Origin of the sequence: Natronoflexus pectinivorans (assembly GCF_004345615.1) — a bacterium.
In the GTDB taxonomy this organism is placed as follows: Bacteria; Bacteroidota; Bacteroidia; order Bacteroidales; family Marinilabiliaceae; genus Natronoflexus; species Natronoflexus pectinivorans.
The window spans coordinates 138,684-161,288 of the sequence record NZ_SLWK01000006.1; the positions used below are offsets into that span (position 1 = coordinate 138,684).

The following is a 22,605-nucleotide window of genomic DNA, read 5'->3' on the forward strand; positions in this document are numbered from 1 at the left end:
TCAACTGTTTTTTTCAATGAGTTTAATAATTCTTATTACTGCAGCCACATTCCAGGCCATACTTATGGCTCCGCGCCCATGATGTGGAGGATTCCCGTTAAAGTATTCTGATATGGTACTGATGCAGTGAGCCGTCATTTCTTCTTCAAAATTTTCAACCATATTTTTAATGAATGAAATTCCTCCTTTTTTGTGAACTTTTATGTAAGCTTCAGCAAAAAAAGCAGCCAGCCATGGATAGACTGCTCCCTGATGTATGGCCAGATTTCTCTGTTCAGTTGTTCCTTCAATAACTCCTTTGTAATATGGAGATGAAGGCGACAATGTCCTGAGGCCTTTTGGGGTCAGCAATTCTTTTTTTGCAATGTCCACAACCAGCTTTTGCTGTTCAATGGTTAGCGGCGAAAAATCCAGCGCTGCGGCAATTATTTGGTTTGGACGTATGGCGTTGTCGTTATATTCTCCATGTACATAGTCGTACAGATACTGTTCGTTATTGTTCCAGAAAGTATCAATGAATGATCTTTTTACGGTTTCAGCCAGTTTTTCGGCATCTCGTGAGTTTTTGCCTTTGTTTCTTTTTTTGCAGTTTGCAGCATAATAGCAAAGTGCGTTATACCATAGCGCATTTACTTCAACTGTATATCCCGGTCGCCAGGTAACAGGTTCTCCATTGGTGGTTGCATCCATCCATGTGAGGGGTCGGTTTTCTTGCTGAGCGAACAATAGTCCATTCTCGTGGATCTGTATTGAACCTTCTTTAAGTTGTGTGTAATGTTTAATTATTTCGGTCATTATTTCTCCATAAATTCCGCAGATGTCAGACTCAGGAAACATTTTTTCCATTTCCTGAATTGTGAAGAATAACCAAAGCGGAATGTCCGCACTTTTGTTTATTTCCGCAGATATTTGACCTTCCAATTTCAGGTGGGTTGTTCTGATATCTTTGATGGCCTGGTTCAAAATTTCCAGATAAATTTCTTTTTCTTCCTGGTAGGCCATTAGTCCGGGTAAGGCAATCAGAGTATCTCTTAATCGTTCCTTATACCAATGGTATCCTGAAATCAGATGTGCTGAATTTTCCTTCTTTAGGATGAATTGTTGCGCGGAATTGAGTAGGTTATTAAGGAGTGTGTCCCGCGGTGTTCTTTTCTTTAGCTCTTTGGTGAATCTTGTTTTTAGGCCTCCTGTTTTAATTTCTGAGGTAGATGCTGAAAAGACGATTGATTCGCCTTTCGAGATATCCATCTCGAAATATCCTGGCACAAAAAGATCTTCTTTAAATTCGTAACCTCTCTGCTGCTCTTTTATATATTCAATGCCCCTGAACCAGTCGGGTGCAGCAATAAATTCATTCGACTTGTTAAACTGCATATGAAGATACGGAAAGCCCTCGTACATTTTGATCTTTATACCTTTATCGCATGTTTCGTATCGGGTGTTTGCCTCCATGTTTTGATGGGTCAGTTCATGAACGTTTCTGAAGGCTAAAAATGGCTTAAACCTGATTAAAGTAGGGGAATGAGCTTCAAGTAGAGTCACTTTCAGGAGAAGTTGTTCTTCATTGTCTGACAATATAATTTCGGTTGACAACAACATGCCGCCAACCCGGTAGGTCCTCTTAGGAGTGAGATCCAGCTCAAAATCTGTAAGATATTTATGGCCTTTTGGGTCATAATGGTTTCCCTGGTATTTATGAATACCCAGATTGAAGACCTGTTCGTGCTGCACCAAAGATATATCCAGGGCGGATAGCAGCACAAAACGTTCATAATTAAAATTGGCAATGGGGCATACCAGCATGCCGTGGTATTTTCTTGTGTTACATCCAATGATGGTTGTACTGGAGTATGATCCGGCTCTGTTGGTTCGAATAACTTCCCGATCTAGAGAGTATTCCAGATTTACCAATTTGGATTTGTCAAGGTTTAAGTAAGCCATATTTTGGTTATTTAGTTGGTTCTTTCCAGAATGAGGTTAGAAAACTATGTGTTAATTATCATTTTCCAGTCTCTCTGTCGGATGCCCATAAAAAAGCAAAAACTGATGTTTTTTGGTTAAGTTTTGCTCCCGGTTATTTAAGTGATGTTTGCTAATTATTTAGATACTTCATTCTAAAGTAAATCAAAAATGCAATTTAAAACATCAGGAATATCCTTTGTTCAAAAAGTTCAAACATTCCTGAAAGAAATAATCTGATGGAAATGTTCGTATTGAGGTTTACCTCCGGATTTTTTGAGGAGAAAACAACCCTCTTTATTTGTTGTAGTAAATTACTGATAAAATAGGGTAAATTCAAATGTTTAACAATAATTTAATTTCCCACTGGAGATAACGAAAAAGTGTTAACAATAATCTTTTAGGAATCTGTGTATTATGGGTGGTGTTGCTTTGGTTTTTCTAGTCATCGCTTGAATGGCGTGAGCTACTGGCGAGCAATTTATCAAAATATTCTTTATCCTTTTCGATGAGAGTTTCAGGATAGCGGGTAGCGATGGAGTTTATCTGTTCCAGTGTGGATCTTAAAAAAATGATATAGTCCGGAGTCATGATTCCCGATGGCTGATGTTGACGTGCTCGTTGTATTTTTATCGCCTCGCGATAAAAATTTTGTGCAGAACGGCTGAGTTGACTCTCAGAAAATCTTTTCCAGATATAATCAATGGCAACCTGATTTGGTTGTAGCATATATCCATCATAAAACCTGTAGTCCCGAAGTTCATCCATCATAATTTCATAGGCAGGAAAATACCATGCATGATCGAAAAGTGAGGTGAGTTTCTCGATGGCCAGAAGTAATGTGGATTTGCTTACTTGATTTCCATGTGCACCGTCCTTCCAATGTCTTACCGGGCTTAAAGTGAAGATGAGTTTAATTGAAGGGTTGAATACGCGAAGATTAATTATGAGATTTTTCCATTCTTCAACAATTTCATCACTGTTAAGCAGGTATCTGTTGAAATAGCTTGACGGGAATTTGTGACAATTTGCAACCACCTGTTTGAGTTCCTTATGTTGGTAAACAAAGGCAGTTCCGAAGGTTACGATGATAAAATCTGTTTTTTGCAAAAACAGATGCGCTTTTAATGTAGAAGTGTTAATTTCTTCAATGGTTTTTTCTGGAGTTGTTTTGCTGAACTTTCCATGATGGTGAAAGCTGTGCCAAAGATGATTGTGAAGAAAAAGATCATTTTCTTCTGTTTTCTTGTTGGTTAGGATGTTGTTAAAGGCTTGTAAAATTGAAATGGGGTTGTATAGCACCCCGAAAGGATTGGTGATTGCTCTGAAACGTGATTCCACCATTTGTTTGCCAATATTATCGGCAAAACATGATCCCATAAAAAGTACTCGCGATTCCGGTTGTATTGGAATTTCTGCCGGATCAATTTTTACGATGGTTCTGAAAACATCGTTACTCATTTTGGCAACCTGTTTAATATTATTTGTGACATCCAGTTGTTTATATCTTCAAAAGCCTGGTCGGCAATGGGCTCATTATGAATTTCGTGAAGCGTGTTTTCGTAACCCATAAATTTATATAATTGTGTGTTCTTATTGGCAATTGATTCAGATGCCTCAGGTTTTGTGAGCGGATCTGATGTCCCATGCATAAAGAGCAGTGGGGTTCTTATCGGATTCTGCCATTCTAAAAGACTTTCTGTGCATTTGTTTATCTCATTGAACATTCTGATGGATATGCGCCCATGCATTAAAGGATCTTTGTCTGCATTCTCCTTTTTTTTGGGAAGGCTGGTCATATGAGTTGATTTAATGCCTGTTGAGAAGGTTACTTCCGGGCAGACAGGGTCGAACCATTTTCCCACATTCTGTAAGAACTGCGAAGGTGGTTTTACCAGTTCCAGCCAGGGAGAAGAGATGATGGCTCCTGCAAAGTCCTGTCGTCTTTTAACCAAAAATTCCAGAACAAGAGTTCCTCCCATGCTGTGACCGTAAAGAAATGATGGTATTTCTCCAAAATTTCGCTTACTTCGCCGCACCAGGGCCCCAATATCGTCTAAAAGATCACTTATTTGGTCAATGTGTCCTTTTTTCCCTTCAGAAAGACCATGTCCCCGATAGTCCAATGCATAAACCATAAATCCCGCATCGCAAAATCGTCGCGCCCAATTGTCGTAACGCAAAGCATGTTCTCCAATGCCGTGAATTAAACAAACAGTTGCTATAGGTGATTGTCCCGGTTTCCAGTATCTGCCTTGCAGTACAGTTCCGTCGCGGGAAACGAGATTAAAAGTTTGATGACTTATTGCCATTGATGATTTTTGTAACTTGTGAATGAACTGTTACAAATCTAAATATATTTTCCATTCTTAGAAAGATATTTTTGAGTGAGGGAGGATTGAATTGCAATATTTGATTTAGAGATAGAGATGGATCGGTCTTGATGTGGTTCATTTGAATTATTTTCGGTTTATTTTACTGGCAGGGATTGTTTATCTTTGATTATATGATAGAAAGAAATGCCAAATGGACATTGACAAAACATATAATCATTAGTTAAACACGTCTGATAAAGACTATGTTATTTTTGAGTCAAAGGACTATCATTGGGCATTATTTTTAGGTCATATAGTGATTGAAAGACTGTTGAAGGCTTGCGTTGTAAAAGAGACGAAAAAGCATGCTCCCTTCACCCATGACTTATCAAAGTTGGCTTCTTTATCAGGATTTAATTTTGCGGAGGAGCAATTAGATTGGCTTGATACCATAACAACCTTTAATATGAATGCCAGGTACGATAGTTATAAGGAGGCTTTCTATAAAAAGTGCACAAAAGAGTTTACCGAAGAGTGGATTAAAAAAATAATAAGTTTGCAGCGATGGATAAAGGCGAAGCTTTAAAAATAGCAAATCAGTATCTTGATAAGGTTAGTAGCATATATGTTGTTTTACAAGCCTATATGATTGGTTCCTTTGCTAAAGGAACCAATCATGCGGATAGTGATATTGATATAGCGCTTGTAGTTAAAAATGTTTCCGATATAATTGACACTCAAATTGAATTGATGAAGATGCGAAGAAACGTTGATTTAAGAATAGAACCACATCCGTTTGTAATCAATGATTTTAATTCTGATAATCCTGTAGTTAATGAAATTTTAACATCGGGAATCCCAATAAAAATTCCGGAGGCTTGATTATTAATGACTAAAGTTTTGCGCTTGCTTATTCTGTAGTTATTCAACCCTTTAAGGGCTGGTTTTGAAAATGTAATTTACTTTTATCCCCGAGTCAGCACCTGTGACTATTTATATTTAAGCCTTTTAACCACGAATGTGGTTGAACATGAATAACCATAAATGGAATTTACGGTTGGCTGATAATCAATGGACTCAGAACCCTGAAAGGGTTCAACATGTTTAATTTTAGCAAATTATCTGTAGTGCGAAATTTTAATTAATGATAATGAACCAATGGAAAAAACCTGACAGGTTTTTTCCGGTAACTATTGATATTATTTCTTTTATCATCCTGTCCTAATAAGAATATCGAAACCTGTCAGGTCTTTACTGAAAATATTTCTTCGATACGTAGTTTGTCAGATGTAAATTGAAAATTAAACCAAAAAAGAAATTGTATATTCAATTTAGGTTTTATTATGGCTCATCTGTGGTTTTAATGAGAAGTAATAATTCCGCATAAATCCTTTGTGCTTTGTTCGTTTTACAGCTGAACCCCTGAAAAGTTTCGAGAACTTTTCGGGAGTGAGATTTTCCCATTCTACGGCGATCATATTCAGTAATTGCTCTGATGGTTTGAAGTCTGGTTCGTCAGTCTCTACGGCTTTTCTGTTCCAGGGGCAAACTTCCTGACAAATATCACAGCCAAATACCCAGCCATCCAATTTTCCTTTAAAGTTTTCGGGAATATCATTTCTGTTTTCGATGGTAAGATAAGAGATGCAACGGTTGGAATCAATTTGCCGATGGGGCAGGATGGCTTGTGTAGGGCAGGCTTCGATGCAACGGGTACATCCGCCACAACCGTCGTTTACGGTTGTATGGTTGTAGGGTAGCTTAATATTAACAACCAGTTCTGCAATGAATACCCATGAACCAAGTTTTCGGTTTATGAGCATGCTGTTTTTCCCAATCCAACCCAAACCGGCTCTTGTGGCAATGGCTCTTTCCAACAAAGGGGCTGAATCTACGAAGTATCGCCCCTGCAGTTCTGGGTTGATGTGTTCGCGAATAAAATTGAAAAGATGAGATAGTTTTTGACGTATGGTGTCGTGGTAGTCTTTCCCGTAGGCGTATCGTGAAATTTTTGGGAAGCCAGCTGAAAGCTGGTTGTTCTGCTGGTTGTAGTTTTTGAGTACAGTAATTACCGAGAGACTTCCTTCAACAAGTAAAGCGGGATTCACCCGCTTTTCGAAATGGTTGTTCATGTATTTCATTCCGGCGTTATAGCCGTTGTTGAGCCACTTTCTAAGGCGTTCTTTATCCTCGGTAAGCTCTGTTGCAGGCGAAAAGCCCACATCATCAAACCCCAATTCCAGAGCTTTATCGCGAATTGTGTTGGCGATATGTTGCTGAGTGAGGTTCATTCAGGCAGGTTTAAAGCAATCCCAGTTCCAACAGGGCTTCGTCGCTTAACATGTCGCGACTCCAGGGTGGGTCAAAAGTCATATTGACTTCTACATCCTTAACGCCTTTCAGGTCGGCCACCACTTCACGCACCTCCTCGGGCAAGGAGTCGGCTACCGGGCAGTTTGGCGAAGTCAGAGTCATTACAATTCGAACTTTGCCGTCACCCTCCACATTCACCTCATATATCAATCCCAGATCGTATATGTTCACAGGAATTTCTGGATCGTAAACTGTCCTTATGGCACTCACAATCTCCATTTCCAAGCCTAAAAATTCATTGCTCATAACTCTTGTTTTTAGTCGCTTCTACCAGTATAATCCTGTATATGAAAAGATGTTTAATAGATATTCTTAATTTTCCATCTTTGTTTTGAATGCCAGAGCATACATCCTCATTTGTTTTACCATAGATACCAACCCGTTTGAGCGGGTAGGGGAGAGATGTTCTTTTAAACCTATTTCATCTATAAAAAATAGTTCGGAGTTTAGAATTTCATCTGGTGTGCGCTTGTCCAGAATTCTTATCAAAAGCGATACGATTCCTTTAACAATGATGGCATCACTGTCGGCCATAAAGCGAATTTTATCATCTTCAAGCCATGCATGCAGCCAAACTTTCGATTGGCAACCTTCAATCAGATTTTGTTCTGTCCGGTGTTCCTCTTCAAAGCTGTCAAGCTCATTCCCAATTTCTATGAGCAGTGAGTATTTGTCCATCCAGTCGGTGAGCATTGAGAACTCATCCACAATTTCGTCCTGTATTTCTTTTATGGTCATTTTAATTAGTTTTGGAGGACAAATTTCACCATTTTTCGCTCTTTAACCAAATAGCTGTTTCACTTTTGTTAATCCGTCCACAAGAGCGTCCACTTCCTTTTTGGTGTTGTAAAGGCCAAAAGAGGCTCTGATGGTTCCGGGAATATTGAACCTGTCCATCAGTGGTTGAGCACAATGGTGTCCGGTTCTTACGGCAATTCCCATTTTATCTAAAAGGGTTCCGGCATCAAACGGGTGAATGCCTTTAATTAAAAATGAGATGAGGCTGGTTCTTTTTTCGGCGGTACCATAAAATTGCATGCCTTCGATGGATGAAAGCCTGTCAAAAGCATATTGGTATAGCTCTGCTTCGTATTCACTGATGATGTCCAACCCGATTGACCGAATGTAGTCCATTGCAGCACCAATACCGATGGCAGCCACGTAATCGGGAGTGCCTGCTTCAAACTTGTAAGGCAATTCGTTAAAGGTGGTTTTTTCAAATGATACAGATTGTATCATTTCGCCACCACCTTGCCATGGCTCCATTTGGTTGAGCCATTTTTCTTTTCCGTATAAAATACCGATGCCTGTTGGTCCGTAGAGTTTATGCCCTGAGAATGCATAAAAATCGCAATCCAGTTTTTGCACATCTACCGGAAGGTGTTGAATGGCCTGTGCTCCGTCAATCAGAACGGGAACATTTATATTGTGTGCTGCTTCGATGATTTCCTCCACCGGGTTAATGGTTCCCAGCACATTGCTGAGATGGGTTACTGCCACCAGTTTTGTTTTCGGATTGAGTAGGTTGTAAAACTCTTCCATATCCAGAGAGCCATCGTCGTTTACCGGAATTATCCGCAAGGTAATTCCGGCTCTTTTTTGCAGAAGTTGCCAAGGCACTATGTTGGAATGGTGTTCCATGGCAGAAATGATGATTTCATCATCCTTACCAAGAAAAGTCTCTCCAAACGATTGAGCCACAAGGTTGATGGCCTCGGTGGTGCCACGTGTAAAAATCACCTCTTTTTCAGATGCTGCGCCGATGTATTTGGCTACTTTTTTTCTGGCATCCTCAAATGCTTCGGTGCATAAGTTGCTGAGGGTGTGAACTCCCCTATGAATATTGCTGTTGATTTCCAGATAGACCTTTTCCATGGCCTTAACCACCTGAGTAGGTGTTTGGGAGGTTGCACCGTTGTCGAAATAAACCAAAGGCCGCCCGTTAACCGGGCGGCTTAATATTGGAAAATCCTTACGTATGGCCTCTATTGGATATTTAATCATCTATCTATATCATTTGATTATTTGACACTTTTAGATTTTTCCTGCTTGCGCTCATCTGGGGCTAAACCATCAACAAAAAAACTCTAAAATAAAAACCCTAAACTAAATCAAACACACCTCATGGCATTTTTATCCACCTGACCGCAAACCACACACGAGTCGCATTTATCCAGTTCACCACGGAATCGTTTTTCAACCAGTTCCCTGATTTGCTCTTTTAGCTCTGGCATTTGGATTTTTTCAATCACTTCGTAGGCAAATGCAAACCTTAGTAATATGTTGGCCTCCTCTTTGCTGATGCCTCTTGCACGCAGATAGAACAATGCATTGTCATCCAGCTGGCCAACGGTAGCACCATGGCTGCATTTCACATCGTCGGCATAAATTTCCAACTGCGGACGGGTGTTCATTTTTGCATTTTCGGTGAGCAGCAGGTTGTTGTTGCTTTGATACGCATTGGTGCGTTGAGCATCTTTAGCCACCAAAATTCGTCCGGTGAACGCTCCTGTGCTGGCATCGTCCATCACGCCTTTAAACAGTTCGTTGCTTTCGCAGTCGGGAACTGCGTGGTTGATGTACGAAAAATTATCCACATGTTGGTTTTTATCAATCAGATAAAGTCCGGAAATGTGGTTTTCGGCATGTTCCCCACCAAGACGCGCAAAAATATTGTTTCTGGCAATTCCGGTATGCAGGGTGAAATAGTTGGCATTCAGAACCGACTGTTTTTCCTGATTAAAATAATAACCTCCAACCTGTATGGTACCGTTGTGTTGGTTCTGGATGTTATAAAAATCAAGATTTGCCGTGGCATCAATCTGTGCTTCAGTAACCGAATTGATGACAAAACGGCTTTGAGTCAGCGTGTGGTCGCAGAAAAGCACCCGTGCCTGCGCATTTTCCTCTATTACAATCAGATTACGCTGGTTAACCATCAAATCTTTCTCGCCGGTAAGAATATTCACTATTTGAATAGGTTTTTCGACTACCTTACCTGCCGGAACGTGTATAAATATCCCATCGTTGGCAAACATGGTGTTGAGTGCAACCATTCCGTCCTCCGTTACAGGAGCTATTTTGGAATAGTATTTTTCAATGATGAGAGAATGCTTTTTTGCCAATTCGGAGAAACTGCCAATCACAACTCCTTGCGGAAGCACGTTGCCGTTGCTTCCCGGAATGAATTTGCCGTTGACCATGAAGACAGTATGCGACTCCATGCTCTCAACATCACACTTGAAAATTTCGTCTATTTTTCCCTGATATCCATTTTCGCTGAAAGAGTATGCATATTGAGCCTTAAACCATGGTTGAAGGTTGGTGTATTTATATGCTTCTACCTTGTTTGAAGGGATTCCCAGTTGCTTGAATGCTTCTTCTGCTTTAGTTCTCCATTGGTTTACCAATGGAGAAGAATCCTTTTCAATGAGGCTTCGGCTTTCATTAAAAAGGTTCAGCAAGGATGTATCTTGTTCTGCTATCTTTACCATAACTATTCCTCAAACTCTTTTTTTATCCAGTCGTAACCTTTTTCTTCCAACTCTCTGGCCAGTTCTTTGCCTGCCGATTTTACAATTCGTCCTTTGTAAAGAACATGAACGTAATCCGGCTCAATGTAATCCAGAAGCCGCTGGTAGTGGGTGATTAATATGGTGGCATTGTCGCTGCGTTTCAATTTGTTAACCCCGTTGGCAACAATTCGCAACGCATCAATGTCCAATCCTGAATCCGTTTCATCAAGGATGGCGAGCTTTGGATCTAGCATGGCCATCTGAAAAATTTCATTTTTCTTTTTTTCACCCCCCGAAAACCCTTCATTAACCGAACGGTTGGTCAGGTCTGAATCGATGTCAACCAGTTTTTTGCGGTCGCGCATCAGTTTTAGAAAATCGCTGGCCGACAGTGGTTCTTCGCCCTTGTGTTTTTTTTGCTCATTCAGCGCAGTACGCATAAAGTTTGTCATGCTGACGCCCGGAATTTCAACGGGATACTGGAAACTAAGAAAGAGTCCTTCTCTGGCACGGTCTTCCGGAGCCATGTCAAGAAGGTCTTCTCCGTTAAATTCCACCTCTCCTTCGTTGACTTCAAAAGCTTCGTTTCCGGTTAAAACTGCGGCTAAAGTACTTTTGCCCGAGCCGTTGGGTCCCATGATGGCATGTATTTCTCCGGCTTTTACTTCCAGATTGATTCCGCGAAGAATCTCTTTGCCATCTATTTTTGCATGCAGGTCTTTTATTTTAAGCATTGTTGTTATCGTTCTAGTGTCGTTTCACGACTGGATTATACATTGTTGTTATTTTGCACTCTGTCTTTTACAATAGATCGTTAGACTTTTCCCGAGACATTCGGGATTAGATGTTAGATACAGTTAAGATTCTTATCATCATCTGATTGGGTAGTGCTACGGCAAACTCATAAACATCAGATAGTTAGGTGAATAAAAAATATTAACGAACTATTCTTATTTGTCATATCAGGTTATCCTACGCTACCTTCAAGGCTTATCTGAAGAAGTTTTTGTGCCTCAACAGCAAATTCCATGGGCAGCTGGTTGATAACCTCTTTCACGTATCCATTCACAATCAAACCGACGGCATTTTCTGTATCTATCCCTCGTTGGTTGCAATAGAATATCTGGTCTTCACCAATTTTTGAAGTGGTGGCTTCATGCTCTACTTTAGCGGAGTTGTTATTAATTTCCAGGTATGGAAATGTGTGCGCCCCGCATTTATCTCCGAGCAACAAGGAGTCGCATTGGGAGAAATTTCTGGCATTTTCTGCTCTTTTTGAAACTTTCACCAGTCCCCTGTAACTGTTTTGGCTGAATCCGGCAGAAATTCCTTTTGATACAATAAGACTTCGGGTATTTTTTCCGAGGTGAATCATTTTTGTACCGGTGTCGGCCTGCTGGTAATTGTTTGTGAGCGCTACAGAGTAAAACTCTCCAACTGTATGATCGCCCATGAGCACACAACTCGGGTATTTCCATGTGATGGCAGAGCCTGTTTCCACCTGTGTCCATGAAATTTTGGAGTAATCACCTTTGCAAATTCCGCGCTTTGTTACGAAGTTGAAAATTCCGCCTTTGCCATTTTTGTCACCGGGGTACCAGTTTTGAACTGTGGAGTATTTTACCTCGGCACGGTCTAAAGCCACAATTTCCACCACAGCAGCATGAAGCTGGTTCTCGTCGCGCATTGGAGCTGTACATCCTTCCAGATAACTCACATAACTGTCGTCTTCGGCCACAATCAAAGTTCGCTCAAACTGCCCGGTATTCATCGCATTGATGCGGAAGTATGAGGAAAGTTCCATGGGACAACGCACTCCTTTAGGGATAAAAACGAACGACCCGTCGCTGAAAACGGCTGAATTGAGAGCCGCGAAAAAGTTATCGCCGGGAGGAACCACCGAACCTAGATGTTTTTTTACCAAATCGGGATACTCCTGAATGGCTTCTGATATGCTGCAAAATATAATTCCTTTTTCAGCAAGCGTTTCTCTGAATGTTGTTTTCACCGAAACACTGTCGATGATTGCATCCACTGCAACGCCTGCAAGCACTTTTTGCTCGTCCAGGGGAATTCCCAGCTTGTCAAAGGTTGCCCTTAGTTCGGGATCTACTTCATCCATGCTTTCAAGTTGCGGTTTTTTCTTAGGTGCCGCATAGTAGATCATATCTTGAAAATCGATGGGTGGAATTTTGAGATGCGCCCAGTCGGGAGATTCCATTTTAAGCCAGTTTCTGTAAGCCTCAAGCCTGAATTCAAGCATGAATTCAGGCTCTTTTTTTCTTCTGGAAATCTCTTTTATGACCTCCTCATCCAGCCCTTTGGGAAGCATGTCCATTTCTATATCGGTATGAAAGCCATACTGATACTCCCTGTTGGTTACTTCTTCTAGTAATTTATCCTGTTCTGTTGCCATAATGCACTCTAAAATTGTTTGTTTAAATCGGATTTCCGGCATTTCCCAATCCCGGTTAACCATATTTTTCCTGCTAATGTTGTTTTGCAGGATCCCATTATATGTACCCTTATATTTGTATGAACAACCTTGCTCATAAAGGGTTCAATGTAAATTTATTAAATAGACATTAATAATATAAACATGGTTTATATTATTGTAGATTTATAATTTGCTTTTTCTTGATGCTTATTTAAGGAAGGGGTAATTCCGCTTCAAATTTACAAAACTATTTAGATTAATTAAACTTAAAGATGTTAATGCTTGTCACGTAGTATATTGAATTGTTATGGAACGAGCTTGCTCATAAGATTTAGCGTAAATGCTAAATCTATTTAAAAAAGACAAAATTATCCGATATTAATTATTTCATGAGTTTATAATCTCATTTGATATTGGATGTCTAAATTTTATTTTTGGTGTGAAATTCATTTTGTTAAAAGTAGAGGCGTTAGCCCTGGCATCTTACTGCATAAAATAACTCGGGGCTCGTTTCATCACAATTGTAGGTTGATATATGGTTAATCACAAACATTTTCGATATTTTTATTTGAATATTTATTCTGACATAAGCTATGGAAAACTCCAATATGACACTAAAACAAAGGTTGTACCGAATTATTTTTGAATCGGACACTTATACCGGACGGATGTTTGATGTGTGGTTGCTGGTTTTTATAGTGTTGAGTATAGCAGTTGTGATGCTGGAAAGCATGCCTGCTGTAAGAGAATTATACCACTCCAAACTGATCAGTTTGGAATGGTTCTTCACCTTCATATTTACCATAGAGTATTTTACACGGATATATTGTGCTCCCAATCGAAAGAAGTATCTGTTTAGCTTTTTGGGAGTTGTCGATTTTTTGGCTATTATTCCTACTTACATTGCATTTACTTTTCCGGATGCACAAACATTTATAGTTATACGGGCGATACGTTTGCTTCGTGTTTACCGGATTTTAAAGCTATACCATTTTGTGAGAGCCGGGAATCTCTTGTTGCTGGCCATTCGCCGAAGTCTTCGTAAGATATTTATCTTTATGATGTTTATACTGATTCTGGTGGTGATGCTCGGCAGCATTATGTATGTGGTGGAAGATGGGAAAAATGGATTTTACAGCATTCCACTGAGTATATACTGGGCTGTTATTACGCTGACTACAGTTGGTTATGGCGACATTGTGCCGGTAACTGCTCTTGGTAAGTTTTTGGCAACTTTTATTATGTTGTTGGGGTATAGCATCATCGCAATCCCAACAGGGATTGTTTCGGTTGAGATGTCCAGAACATTCAGAGATAGAACCGAGAGTGATAAAGAATGTCATGGGTGTGGAGAACCCAATCACACCCCCACCGCAAATTTTTGTCGAATTTGCGGTGCGAGATTGGATCATATTTCGTGATTTTTCGGGTGTTATTTTTTTCTGTTAATCAATAGCATTGAAATACCATAAACCAGCGAGTAAATTCCAATGAATACGACAATCATTCGAGAGCTTTCGAAAGGATTAAATATCAGAACTGCACCCATTATAAGCGACAATATTCCGAAGAGAAGACTCAGTTTTCCGGTAAAACCGGCTTTGGAGATTTTGTAGAAACTCCAAATAAAAATGGCGCCAATCAAAATGGCCCATATTCCAATGATGGTAACAAATAGTGCGGCTGCGGTTTCAGGCTGGATGAGAATTAAGATCCCCAGAAGGGCAGCAATGATGCCTTCTGTAAGTTTCCTTTTGTAGCTGTAACCGGTGTCTCTCACTTTAAGTGCACTTGCAATGGTAGTTGCACCTCCCAGCAGGACTGCAATACCAAAAATCAAGGCAAAGGTTACAATGGTAAGTGTAGGAAAAAGTAAGAGGATTAATCCAAACAGCATAGCAATGATTCCGGTTAGCAGTGATGGCTTTTTTTGTTGTATAATGATTCGTGTCATAAATTAGTATCTTTGGTTGTATCAGTAAGACAGATAGTTAAGTACACGTAATTGAGGGTAGGGTGTAAGGTGTGTTATGTTTTTTTTGGTATCCAGACGGAGACAGAACCTGCTTTGCAATGAAATTCGCCCCAGCCATCATGGTTGGTGGTTACCGGCTCTTTAATATGTTCGGTAATGTCGGTGTAAGTAGTATCGGGGTGATCGGTTTGCATCATTTTGTGTCCGTCTTCACCATTACTAATAACCACTGCCATACCTTTACCGCTGTCGCCGTTCCCGGTTCTGGACCACCCAACGCAGTTGGGATGGTCAAAATAATCGTACTGCTCGCTATATGCATGCTCTTTTCGAACTTCCAAAAATTTATCGATGAGCCAGCGATGGCTATCCATCCAAATTTCATATTCATTCCCATCGCGACCTTTATCCTTATAATGCGCTCCGTAGTAGTCGGCTGAAAAAATGCAGGGATACCCGTCTTTTCGAAGGAGAATCAGAGCATAGGCCAGCGGCTTAAACCAGGCTTCCACCACCGACTCCAGTGATTGTAAAGGTTGCGAATCATGGTTGCTCACCAATGTAACTGCCAGCATCGGATGTGATGCGACCAATGTGTTTTCAAATATTTTAGTGAGGTCAAAATCTTTCCCCTGTTTACTGGCTGCGGCAAAGTTGTAATGAAGTGAAACATCGAAAAGCATCATGGCTCCATCGGTTTCTTCAAGAAAGTTATGTAGAGCTTCACTTTCGCCTGACCAGTATTCGCCTACGGCAAATAATTTTTTCCCGGCATTTTTCTTAACATGTTTAAGCCATTCAAGAAAAAAGAATGAATTAACGTGTTTAACGGCATCGAACCTGAATCCGTCGACCCCTGTGGTCTTGAGATACCAATCTCCCCAGTAAAAAAGCTCTTTTTTTACATCGGGGTTATTGATGTCGAGGTTGCATCCCATCAGGTAATCGAAATTTCCTTTTTCCAAATCCACACTATCGTCAAAGGTTTTTCCTTCAAACAACCATACGGCATCCTGGTGTTTGTCAAATGCATTATAATCGGCCGAATTAAAGTGCCACCAATGCCATTTTAGTTCTGAGTACTTGCCTTTTCTGCCCGGGAATGAGAAGTGTGTCCAGGCTTTGATGGGTTGTGTTTCCCCTAACGGCTCATGTCGGTTGTCCGGTTTATATGGGGTGGCATTGAACTCTTCCTGATGGTCGGCGCCTAATTTGTGATTAAATACAATGTCGGCATAAACATGTATGCCCGATGTTTGTGCATCTTTAATGGCTTTTATGTACTCCTCCTTAGTGCCATATTTAGTTCTGATGGAGCCTTTCTGGTCAAACTCGCCCAGATCAAAAAGATCATAAACCCCATATCCCACGTCGTTATTACCACCAATACCTTTATATGCAGGAGGCAGCCATACCGCTGTGATGCCTGCTTTGGCAAGTTCTTTCGCTTGTTGGGAGAGACTGCTCCACAGTTTTCCATCGTCCGGTGTGTACCAATGAAAAAACTGCATCATTACGCCAATGTATTCAGCCATAATTATTTAAAGAATGAAGTCAGTTTGCTAAAGCCTTCCTTAAAAGAGTCCATGCTGCTGTCAAATACTTCTTTGAACTCTTCCCACTTCTCATCAGAACTGGCCATCGCCTCATTGTATTTTGCCTGAAGTTCTTCTTTTTTTAGCTTAAGCTTTCCTAATATGGTATCATATTCAGCTTTGACTTCTTCCTTGGCCATCTCTTTTTTTGCTTCATATTCACCTATTTTTTCGAATGCTTCTTCCAGGCTCTTCAATGCTTTTTGTTTGAATTCTTCACGTTCCATATCTTTTTGTTTATAGGTTAATGTTCTTTGTAATATACAAAAATTAATTAGAAGATTAAAATATGAAGGTCATGTGTTCTGTTTTATTTGAAAAATCTGTAAAACCAGACTTATATGGGTTATCTTTGCAAATTACTTACGTAATTTGCAAAGATTTTTAAGACCTGTTTAGCTTGAGAACAACCAATAAAAAGAAAATCATCAACGATCCTGTTCACGGGTTTATCTCAATCCCGACCGAATTGCTGTATGATTTAATGGAACATCCCTATTTACAGCGTCTCCGCTGGATAAAACAACTTGGAATGACACCTTTGGTTTATCCCGGAGCTACTCATACGCGCTTTCAGCATACCATTGGTTGCATGCACTTAATGAGTGCAGCAGTTGAAACCTTGCGACAAAAGGGACATGAAATAACGGATGAAGAATCGGAGGCTGTTCATGCGGCCATTTTGATGCACGATTTGGGTCATGGTCCGTTTTCGCATGTTTTGGAGTCAACTTTGGTGCAGGGTGTTCACCATGAAGAGATATCGCTTCTTTTTATGGAACGACTGAACGATGACTTTGGCGGTCGTTTATCCATGGCCATTGATATTTTTACAAACCGGTACAAAAAGCACTTTCTTCATCAGCTGGTCAGTAGTCAATTGGATATGGACAGACTTGATTATCTTCGCCGCGACAGTTTTTACACAGGCGTTTCGGAGGGAGTGGTTAGTTCCGACCGTATAATCAAAATGTTACAAGTGCACGATGATCAGTTGGCCGTGGAAGCGAAAGGGATTTATTCGATTGAAAAATTTCTAATTGCCCGCCGTTTGATGTACTGGCAGGTTTACCTTCATAAAACTGCTTTGGTTGCAGAGAAAATGTTGACCAACATCTTTCGTCGTGCCAGAGAGTTGGCCAATTCGGGGAACCTTTCTGAAACACTCCCCAATATTGCTTTTTTTCTGACGAATAAGGTTTCCATAGAGGACTTCAGAAGAGATGATGAGGTGCTTACCAGGTTTGCCATGCTTGATGACAGCGACATCATGACGGTACTCAAAACCTGGGCGCAATGTGGCGATAAAGTTTTGTCATCTCTTTCCAGGGGGCTTCTGAACCGCAATTTGCTGGCTATCGAGATTCAGGATAACCCATTTGACGCTTCGCGGGTAAGTGAGTTAAAAATGAGACTGCAAAAAGAGATGTACCTTTCAGATATTCATGAAGCCGGCTATTTTGTTTTTACCGGTGCGATTTCGAACAATGCTTACAGCATTTTGGACGATAAAATCAATATTCTTTATCGCGAAGGTTTTGTAAAAGATATTTCGGATGCTTCCGATGTGCTGGATTTAACTGTTTTGGGAAAAACCGTTAAAAAAGAGATACTCTGTTATCCCAAAGCAATACGTGGTTAAATATTCTTTTTTTACCTGATATATTTTTGTAGTTTTGCAGGAAATTTTTTTCTAATGGAATTTACTGCTCAACAGATAGCTCAATTAATTCAGGGAGAGGTGGAAGGCAATCCTGATGCCATTGTACGGGATGTTTCCAAAATAGAAGAGGGAAAGCCTGAAACCCTTACATTTCTTGCCAATCCTAAATACACGCATCATATTTATAACACCGAAGCATCGGTGGTGATTGTAAATAAAACCTTTATGGCCGAAAAGCCTGTAAAGGCGACTCTTATAAAAGTTGATGATGCTTACCGGGCTTTAGCCAAACTGCTGCAGATGTATCAGGAGTCGTTACCCAAAAAGAGCGGTATTGAACAACCATCTTTTATTGACGGGTCTGCTCAATTGGGGGATTTTGTGTATGTGGGAGCTTTTAGCTATATTGGAGAGAACGCGAAAATTGCAGATAAAGTACAGATTTATCCACAGGTTTACGTAGGAGATGGCGTTCAAATTGGAGAAAACACCATCATCTATCCGGGAGCCAGAATCTACAAGGGTTGTCGTATAGGAGCCAATTGCGTAATTCATTCAGGCGCTGTAATTGGTTCGGATGGCTTTGGCTTTGCACCGGGTGCCGATGGAAAATTTGAGAAAATCCCCCAAGTGGGAATAGTTGTTTTAGAAGATTATGTGGAGATTGGTTCCAATACCACGATCGACCGTGCGACCATGGGCGAAACCATCATCAGTGAAGGAACTAAATTGGACAACCTGATACAGGTTGCCCATAACGTTGAGATTGGTAAAAACAGTGTTTTGGCTGCCCAAACCGGAATTGCAGGCAGTACAAAAATTGGTAATAACGTTATGTTTGGCGGTCAAGTAGGGATTTCCGGGCACCTGAAAATTGCCGATGGTGTAAAACTTGCTGCTCAAACAGGAGTTAGTAAGAGCATCACAAAAGCCAACGCCACCCAAATGGGGTCACCATCAATGGATGCCATGCAGTACAACAAAGCTTACGTTGTATTCAGGAATTTGCCTGATTTACGGCAAAGAGTTGATGCCATTGAAAAGGGAGAGAAGAAGTAATTCATTAGGAGATTCATGAAACCTCGAATATTATTCCTATAGCACACCACTCATGACCCACTATTATGGTTTCAAATTTTGAGAAAAGCACAAAACTTAATTCATAATGGCTGATAAACAAAGAACAATCAGTAAACCGGTTACCCTGCAAGGACCGGGATTGCATACAGGAGTAAACGTAAAATTAACTCTGAATCCTGCCGAAGAAAACTACGGTTACCGCATTCGCAGAACCGATATGGAAGGTCAACCTGTAATTAAGGCTTTGGTTGATAACGTGGTTTATACCCAGCGAGGAACCGTTATTCAGGAAGGCGAAGCAAAAGTTAGCACCATTGAGCACTGTCTTGCAGCATTGCGTGGGCTTGGGGTTGATAACTGTTTGATTGATGTGGACGGACCCGAGGCTCCCATTCTTGACGGAAGTTCCAAATTTTATGTTGCGGCCATAAAGGAAGCAGGGATTAAAGAACAGAGTGCCGATCGCGAATACTTTGAAGTGCGTGAAAAAATGATGGTGGAAGATCCTGAAACCGGAAGCTATATCATAGCACTGCCCGATAGTGGTTTTTCTGCGCAAATCATGATCTCTTTTGATAAATCCCTTCATTTGGCAAACCAGTTTGCCACCATTGAAAGTCTGGATGCTTTTGATGATGAGATATCCATGTGCCGTACATTTGTGTTTCTGCATGAACTGGAGCCATTGCTTAAAAATAACCTCATAAAAGGAGGCGATCTTGATAATGCCATCATCATCATTGATAAACCGGTAACTCAGGAAGAACTTGATCACCTTGCGACATTGTTTAATAAACCCAAAGTGGAAGTTAAGCCAACGGGGATTCTGAACAACCTTGATTTGCACTTTACCAATGAGCCGGCGCGCCATAAGTTACTCGATGTTATTGGAGATTTGGCTTTGTGTGGTTCTCCCATAAAGGGAAGAATCATCGCCAATAAGCCGGGTCATAAAATCAATGCTGAGTTTACTAAACTGCTCAGAAAGGAGATTCGCAAGCGCCAGCTCAAAATAGACGCTCCTGTTTACGATCCAAACAAAGAGCCTGTTTATGACATCAACCAGATTAAAAAGTTGCTTCCGCATCGTCCGCCATTTTTGTTGGTGGATAAGGTAATCGATTTGCAGGACAAGGTCGTTGTGGGAGTTAAAAATGTGACCATGAACGAACCGTTTTTCGTAGGTCATTTCCCTGATGAGCCTGTAATGCCCGGAGTTTTGCTGGTAGAGGCCATGGCTCAATGTGGAGGTATCCTGGTGTTAGGCCAGTTGGACGATCCACACACTTACAGTACATATTTCCTGAAACAGGACAATATTAAGTTTCGAAAAAAAGTGGTTCCCGGTGATACAGTAATTTTCAAACTTGAGTTGATGACTGAAATCCGTAGAGGAGTTGCCAATATGAAAGGCTTGGCTTTTGTTGGAGATACCATTGTAGCTGAAGGGGAATTTATGGCTCAAATTGCCAAAAATAAGGAGTGAAAACCGACAAGCATGTGATTTTCAGAAAATCATTTTGCATCGCAAAAAGTAGTATTATTATTTAAAGAATTGTTTAGTGAAACAACCATTAGCTTATATTCATCCGGAGGCAAAAATAGCCCCAAATGTTGTAATCGATCCGTTTGCAACCATTGATAAAAATGTAATAATTGGTGAAGGCACCCGAATAGGTTCAAATGTAACCATTCTGGAAGGCAGCCGCATTGGTAAAAACTGCAATATTTTTCCGGGAGCAGTTATAGGAGCCGTTCCTCAGGATTTAAAGTTTGCCGGAGAGGACACTACAGCAGAAATAGGAGACAATACAACCATAAGGGAGTTTGTAACCATTAACCGCGGAACAAAAGCAAAAGGGAAAACAGTTGTTGGAAACAACTGTTTGTTGATGGCCTATGTGCACGTGGCTCATGACAGCATTATCGGAAATAACGTTATTCTGGTGAACAGCGTACAGGTGGCTGGTGAGGTTATTGTTGACGATTTTGCCATTGTTGGAGGATTGTCTGCCATACATCAATTTGTGCACGTGGGAGCCCATGTTATGGTAGCAGGAGGTTCATTGATCGGAAAGGATATCCCGCCCTATGTAAAAGCAGGTCGTGAACGTCTTCAATATGTTGGTGTAAACTCAATAGGTTTACGGCGCAGAAACTTTACCAATGAGCAAATTCGGGATATTCAGGATTGTTACAGGGTCTTGTTTCAGTCAGGCCTTAACAACTCAGATGCCATCGAACGAATTGAAGCTGAATTACCTGCTTCCAATGAGCGTGATGAGATCATTCTGTTTGTGAAAAACTCACAGCGCGGAGTTATTAAAGGATATCACCAAAATGGAGGTAAGAAAGAAGAGTAATTAATATTGCCAAACCATATGATGTTTTAGATTCATTATTTTCTGACTAGCAGATGAGATCTGTTTTTGAGATTATGTTGAAATATATAAATAGAGCCGGATTCATAAAATGAATCCGGCTCTATTTGTATTGATGAAGTGTGGCTATTCGTCTGCTCCCAGAGAATTTACGTCTGTTGTTTTCAGAGGGTTCGCACTTAATTCTTCAAAATTTTTCCTGTAATTGAATACATCAATGGCAGTGTAAATTGCCGAAAGAAAAGATTGTTCATCGGCCTGATTCTGTCCAGTGATTTCATAAGCTGTGCCATGATCGGGAGAGGTTCTTACAATAGGTAACCCGGCTGTATAATTTACTCCGGTTGAGAAGGAAAGGGCTTTGAAGGGAGCTAAACCCTGATCGTGATACATGGCCAGGATGGCATCAAATTTACGGATGTTTTCAGTAGCAAAAAGTCCGTCGGCAGGATACGGGCCAAATGCCAGGATGCCTTCTTCCTTAGCTTTTTCCAATGCAGGTTTAATGATTTCATCTTCCTCTTTTCCAAGAAGTCCATTATCGCCGGCATGGGGGTTGAGTCCCAGAACCGCTATTCGCGGTTTTCGTATCATGAAATCTTTTTTTAGCGACTGGTTCAGGATGCGCAACTTCTCTATTATCAGTTCACTGGATAAAGCACTGCATATTTGACTCAGTGGAATGTGACCGGTGACCACACCAACTCTTAGAAGGTCACTGACCATCAGCATTAAAGGTTTTCCTGAGAATGAACTGGCCAGATATTCGGTATGTCCAGGGAAATCAAATTGGTTTGATTGAATTACTTTTTTGTTGATGGGTGCTGTTACCAGGGCATCTGCGGCTCCTTTCTTTAAGTCTTCTACTGCTTTTTCCAAAGCCAGAAAAGCAGCATTTCCACTTATTTCAGTTGGTTTGCCAAGCTCTACCCTGACGTTGTCGTCCAGGCAGTTGACCATATTAATGCGTTTTGGATGAGCTTCGTCTGCCGAGCGAATATTGTTTAGGCTCATAGCAGGCAAATTGAGCGCTTTGCGGTGGTAAGCCGCAACTTTTGACGAGCCGTAAATAACGGGAGTGCAAATTTCAAGAATACGGGGGTCGGCTAAAGCTTTAAATATGATTTCATACCCTATTCCGTTAATATCTCCCTGTGTGATGGCTATTTTGATTTTGTCTGAACTCATAATGATTTGTTATTTTGATTAATCGATCGTTAATCATTTTTATTTGCCCAATTATTAAATGTATGCGAATTTAAGGTAGTCTCACACTCTATCAGATGATAACAAGATGTTTATTTGTGTCTAA

At 40.6% G+C, this 22,605-nt stretch carries 21 protein-coding genes; 7 read left to right on the top strand and 14 right to left on the bottom strand.

All coding sequences use genetic code 11. From position 1 onward, the window contains the following. The 3 genes from EV194_RS09770 to EV194_RS09780 form a co-directional block, all read right to left on the bottom strand. Nucleotides 1-1,941 carry an amylo-alpha-1,6-glucosidase gene (locus EV194_RS09770; RefSeq protein WP_132433857.1) on the bottom strand — a complete coding sequence of 647 codons (1,941 nt, stop codon included), beginning with the start codon at nt 1,939-1,941 and terminating at the stop codon, nt 1-3. Nucleotides 1,942-2,400: 459 nt separating this feature from the next. After that, on the bottom strand, nt 2,401-3,420 hold the full coding sequence (locus EV194_RS09775) for a GSCFA domain-containing protein (protein WP_132433858.1): 1,020 nt from the start codon (nt 3,418-3,420) through the stop codon (nt 2,401-2,403). Then, complete coding sequence (locus EV194_RS09780; RefSeq protein WP_132433859.1) at nt 3,417-4,271, bottom strand: alpha/beta hydrolase; 855 nt, start codon at nt 4,269-4,271, stop codon at nt 3,417-3,419. The genes EV194_RS09775 and EV194_RS09780 overlap by 4 nt, the downstream gene beginning before the upstream one ends. A gap of 319 nt (nt 4,272-4,590) precedes the next feature. Between EV194_RS09780 and EV194_RS09785 the strand changes: the two genes are divergently transcribed. Continuing rightward, nucleotides 4,591-4,860 (top strand): HEPN domain-containing protein, encoded by a 270-nt coding sequence (locus tag EV194_RS09785; protein ID WP_243699378.1) that lies wholly within the window; start codon nt 4,591-4,593, stop codon nt 4,858-4,860. Continuing rightward, nucleotides 4,839-5,156 carry a nucleotidyltransferase domain-containing protein gene (locus EV194_RS09790; protein ID WP_132433860.1) on the top strand — a complete coding sequence of 106 codons (318 nt, stop codon included), beginning with the start codon at nt 4,839-4,841 and terminating at the stop codon, nt 5,154-5,156. Before EV194_RS09785 ends, EV194_RS09790 begins: the two co-directional genes overlap by 22 nt. A 449-nt stretch (nt 5,157-5,605) precedes the next feature. Here EV194_RS09790 and queG read toward each other — a convergent pair whose 3' ends face one another. From queG to sufB, 7 genes are all read right to left on the bottom strand, one after another. Then, nucleotides 5,606-6,565: a tRNA epoxyqueuosine(34) reductase QueG gene (gene queG, locus EV194_RS09795; protein WP_132433861.1), complete on the bottom strand. Its 960-nt coding sequence runs from the start codon at nt 6,563-6,565 to the stop codon at nt 5,606-5,608. Nucleotides 6,566-6,575: 10 nt separating this feature from the next. Continuing rightward, complete coding sequence (locus tag EV194_RS09800; RefSeq protein WP_132433862.1) at nt 6,576-6,893, bottom strand: SUF system Fe-S cluster assembly protein; 318 nt, start codon at nt 6,891-6,893, stop codon at nt 6,576-6,578. Nucleotides 6,894-6,959: 66 nt separating this feature from the next. Beyond that, on the bottom strand, nt 6,960-7,385 hold the full coding sequence (locus tag EV194_RS09805; protein ID WP_132433863.1) for a SufE family protein: 426 nt from the start codon (nt 7,383-7,385) through the stop codon (nt 6,960-6,962). A 42-nt stretch (nt 7,386-7,427) separates the two neighbouring features. Beyond that, nucleotides 7,428-8,651 (bottom strand): aminotransferase class V-fold PLP-dependent enzyme, encoded by a 1,224-nt coding sequence (locus EV194_RS09810; protein WP_132433864.1) that lies wholly within the window; start codon nt 8,649-8,651, stop codon nt 7,428-7,430. Between the two features lie 107 nt (nt 8,652-8,758). Beyond that, entirely contained in the window at nt 8,759-10,141 is a 1,383-nt protein-coding gene (sufD, locus tag EV194_RS09815) for a Fe-S cluster assembly protein SufD (RefSeq protein ID WP_132433865.1), read from the bottom strand. Nucleotides 10,142-10,143: 2 nt separating this feature from the next. Continuing rightward, nucleotides 10,144-10,896 (bottom strand): Fe-S cluster assembly ATPase SufC, encoded by a 753-nt coding sequence (gene sufC, locus EV194_RS09820; protein WP_132433866.1) that lies wholly within the window; start codon nt 10,894-10,896, stop codon nt 10,144-10,146. Between the two features lie 233 nt (nt 10,897-11,129). Further along, complete coding sequence (gene sufB / locus EV194_RS09825) at nt 11,130-12,578, bottom strand: Fe-S cluster assembly protein SufB (protein WP_079557473.1); 1,449 nt, start codon at nt 12,576-12,578, stop codon at nt 11,130-11,132. A 614-nt stretch (nt 12,579-13,192) separates the two neighbouring features. Here sufB and EV194_RS09830 point away from each other — a divergent pair. Then, the gene (locus EV194_RS09830) at nt 13,193-14,020 is read left to right on the top strand and encodes an ion transporter (RefSeq protein WP_132433867.1); all 828 of its coding nucleotides are present in this window, start codon (nt 13,193-13,195) and stop codon (nt 14,018-14,020) included. A gap of 11 nt (nt 14,021-14,031) precedes the next feature. Here EV194_RS09830 and EV194_RS09835 read toward each other — a convergent pair whose 3' ends face one another. The 3 genes from EV194_RS09835 to EV194_RS09845 all read right to left on the bottom strand — a co-directional run bounded on the left by EV194_RS09835 (nt 14,032) and on the right by EV194_RS09845 (nt 16,396). Beyond that, entirely contained in the window at nt 14,032-14,553 is a 522-nt protein-coding gene (locus EV194_RS09835; protein ID WP_132433868.1) for an HdeD family acid-resistance protein, read from the bottom strand. A 74-nt stretch (nt 14,554-14,627) separates the two neighbouring features. Beyond that, complete coding sequence (locus EV194_RS09840; RefSeq protein WP_132433869.1) at nt 14,628-16,109, bottom strand: alpha-amylase; 1,482 nt, start codon at nt 16,107-16,109, stop codon at nt 14,628-14,630. Nucleotides 16,110-16,111: 2 nt separating this feature from the next. Next, nucleotides 16,112-16,396 carry a sll1863 family stress response protein gene (locus EV194_RS09845; protein WP_132433870.1) on the bottom strand — a complete coding sequence of 95 codons (285 nt, stop codon included), beginning with the start codon at nt 16,394-16,396 and terminating at the stop codon, nt 16,112-16,114. Between the two features lie 173 nt (nt 16,397-16,569). Between EV194_RS09845 and EV194_RS09850 the strand changes: the two genes are divergently transcribed. From EV194_RS09850 to lpxA, 4 genes are all read left to right on the top strand, one after another. Then, a complete protein-coding gene (locus EV194_RS09850) occupies nt 16,570-17,811 on the top strand; it encodes an HD domain-containing protein (RefSeq protein ID WP_243699379.1) in 1,242 nt (413 codons plus the stop codon). 54 nt (nt 17,812-17,865) lie between these two features. Continuing rightward, entirely contained in the window at nt 17,866-18,891 is a 1,026-nt protein-coding gene (gene lpxD, locus EV194_RS09855) for a UDP-3-O-(3-hydroxymyristoyl)glucosamine N-acyltransferase (RefSeq protein WP_132433871.1), read from the top strand. Between the two features lie 106 nt (nt 18,892-18,997). Next, nucleotides 18,998-20,398 (top strand): bifunctional UDP-3-O-[3-hydroxymyristoyl] N-acetylglucosamine deacetylase/3-hydroxyacyl-ACP dehydratase, encoded by a 1,401-nt coding sequence (locus tag EV194_RS09860; protein ID WP_132433872.1) that lies wholly within the window; start codon nt 18,998-19,000, stop codon nt 20,396-20,398. 76 nt (nt 20,399-20,474) lie between these two features. Beyond that, complete coding sequence (gene lpxA / locus EV194_RS09865) at nt 20,475-21,275, top strand: acyl-ACP--UDP-N-acetylglucosamine O-acyltransferase (protein WP_132433873.1); 801 nt, start codon at nt 20,475-20,477, stop codon at nt 21,273-21,275. 144 nt (nt 21,276-21,419) lie between these two features. On the opposite strand, the gene pdxA is transcribed toward lpxA, so the two are convergent. Next, nucleotides 21,420-22,481, bottom strand: a complete 1,062-nt coding sequence (pdxA, locus tag EV194_RS09870) for a 4-hydroxythreonine-4-phosphate dehydrogenase PdxA (protein WP_132433874.1) — start codon at nt 22,479-22,481, stop codon at nt 21,420-21,422. Nucleotides 22,482-22,605 lie beyond the last annotated feature (124 nt).

Coding starts and splice junctions, on each gene's coding strand:
- EV194_RS09770 (WP_132433857.1), bottom strand. CDS start 1,941: ATGGCTTACTTAAACCTTGACAAATCCAAATTGGTAAATCTGGAATAC.
- EV194_RS09775 (WP_132433858.1), bottom strand. CDS start 3,420: ATGAGTAACGATGTTTTCAGAACCATCGTAAAAATTGATCCGGCAGAA.
- EV194_RS09780 (WP_132433859.1), bottom strand. CDS start 4,271: ATGGCAATAAGTCATCAAACTTTTAATCTCGTTTCCCGCGACGGAACT.
- EV194_RS09790 (WP_132433860.1), top strand. CDS start 4,839: ATGGATAAAGGCGAAGCTTTAAAAATAGCAAATCAGTATCTTGATAAG.
- queG (WP_132433861.1), bottom strand. CDS start 6,565: ATGAACCTCACTCAGCAACATATCGCCAACACAATTCGCGATAAAGCT.
- EV194_RS09800 (WP_132433862.1), bottom strand. CDS start 6,893: ATGAGCAATGAATTTTTAGGCTTGGAAATGGAGATTGTGAGTGCCATA.
- EV194_RS09805 (WP_132433863.1), bottom strand. CDS start 7,385: ATGACCATAAAAGAAATACAGGACGAAATTGTGGATGAGTTCTCAATG.
- EV194_RS09810 (WP_132433864.1), bottom strand. CDS start 8,651: ATGATTAAATATCCAATAGAGGCCATACGTAAGGATTTTCCAATATTA.
- sufD (WP_132433865.1), bottom strand. CDS start 10,141: ATGGTAAAGATAGCAGAACAAGATACATCCTTGCTGAACCTTTTTAAT.
- sufC (WP_132433866.1), bottom strand. CDS start 10,896: ATGCTTAAAATAAAAGACCTGCATGCAAAAATAGATGGCAAAGAGATT.
- sufB (WP_079557473.1), bottom strand. CDS start 12,578: ATGGCAACAGAACAGGATAAATTACTAGAAGAAGTAACCAACAGGGAG.
- EV194_RS09830 (WP_132433867.1), top strand. CDS start 13,193: ATGGAAAACTCCAATATGACACTAAAACAAAGGTTGTACCGAATTATT.
- EV194_RS09835 (WP_132433868.1), bottom strand. CDS start 14,553: ATGACACGAATCATTATACAACAAAAAAAGCCATCACTGCTAACCGGA.
- EV194_RS09840 (WP_132433869.1), bottom strand. CDS start 16,109: ATGGCTGAATACATTGGCGTAATGATGCAGTTTTTTCATTGGTACACA.
- EV194_RS09845 (WP_132433870.1), bottom strand. CDS start 16,396: ATGGAACGTGAAGAATTCAAACAAAAAGCATTGAAGAGCCTGGAAGAA.
- lpxD (WP_132433871.1), top strand. CDS start 17,866: ATGGAATTTACTGCTCAACAGATAGCTCAATTAATTCAGGGAGAGGTG.
- EV194_RS09860 (WP_132433872.1), top strand. CDS start 18,998: ATGGCTGATAAACAAAGAACAATCAGTAAACCGGTTACCCTGCAAGGA.
- pdxA (WP_132433874.1), bottom strand. CDS start 22,481: ATGAGTTCAGACAAAATCAAAATAGCCATCACACAGGGAGATATTAAC.